The organism is Amycolatopsis sp. NPDC051061 (assembly GCF_040682935.1).
Taxonomy (GTDB): Bacteria; Actinomycetota; Actinomycetes; order Mycobacteriales; family Pseudonocardiaceae; genus Amycolatopsis.
Genome location: NZ_JBFBBZ010000183.1, coordinates 1 through 1,032, shown reverse-complemented (window position 1 = coordinate 1,032; position 1,032 = coordinate 1). Strand labels below are relative to the sequence as shown.

Here is a 1,032-nt window from a genome sequence, read left to right as displayed (position 1 = left end):
AATCTATATAACAAATTTCTCCATCCATTCTTCTTATCTTCTATAATTTAAAATGGAAAAGTGAATATTGAAAAGCTAGTTAAACTAAAAGTCGTCATAGACATTAGATATTCTTTCATAAATGTATCTTGTGCTTCAGGATTTGGTAATTTTATCATTGCCGTAAATACTAAGAAAAAAAATACGGGCATGCCTATGCTCATAATAAGATATTTTTTATTACGCCCCATTCTTAAAAATTCTATTTTTGCTAAATTAGTCATTTTGTGTCTCCTCAATATGAGTACCCTCAAATATAGTATCCAGTAATGATGTATTGGTAAGCTCAACTTCTTTAATAGGGAATCCTATGCTTAATAACGCTTTAATAATATCATCTGTTCTTTCTGCTACAAAATAAAATTCCACAGTAGATTTTGAAAAAATTTCTTTGATCTGATTACATATAATTATATGTTGTAATGGTTGTTCAAATTGCTTATATAAATTAATATCTAAAACAATAATTTTTTCGTGATTCAGCATTCTTAGCCGGTATGGTGTTTCATCTGCCATTAAATTACCATTATCTAATAAAAGTACTCTATCCGCACAATAATTTACTTCTTCAATATAATGGGTTGTAAATAATACAGTAGTGCCTTTTTCTTTAAGTTGTTGGATACATTCCCAAAAATGGTGTCTGGTCGATGTATCCATACTTGAGGTAGGCTCATCAACAATTAAAAATTGTGGTTTGTTAATTACAGCTAAACAAAAATCTAGTAATCTCTGTTGCCCTCCAGATAATTTAGAAGCAAACTTATTCATTTGTTCGTTTGAAAAATTAAGAATAAGTGCAACTTCTTCCTCAGAAAGAGGAGTATCAGTATAACTAGATACAAAGTTAATTAACTCGTTTACCTTTATATCATCAGGAAAATTGGTATTTTGAGGTAAAAAACCAACATTTTTTTTCTCGCAGTATATCTTTACATTTCCATCATTTTGAAAATATTTTCCTATGATTATATTCAATAATGTACTTTTTCC

The 1,032-nt window shown here is 28.4% G+C and carries 1 protein-coding gene; it reads right to left on the bottom strand.

Features of this window, described 5'->3' with window-relative positions; translation table 11 throughout:
* Positions 1 to 255 precede the first annotated feature (255 nt).
* On the bottom strand, positions 256 to 1,032 hold a 777-nt coding region (locus AB0N03_RS52555; protein ID WP_364389054.1), incomplete at its 5' end, for an ABC transporter ATP-binding protein.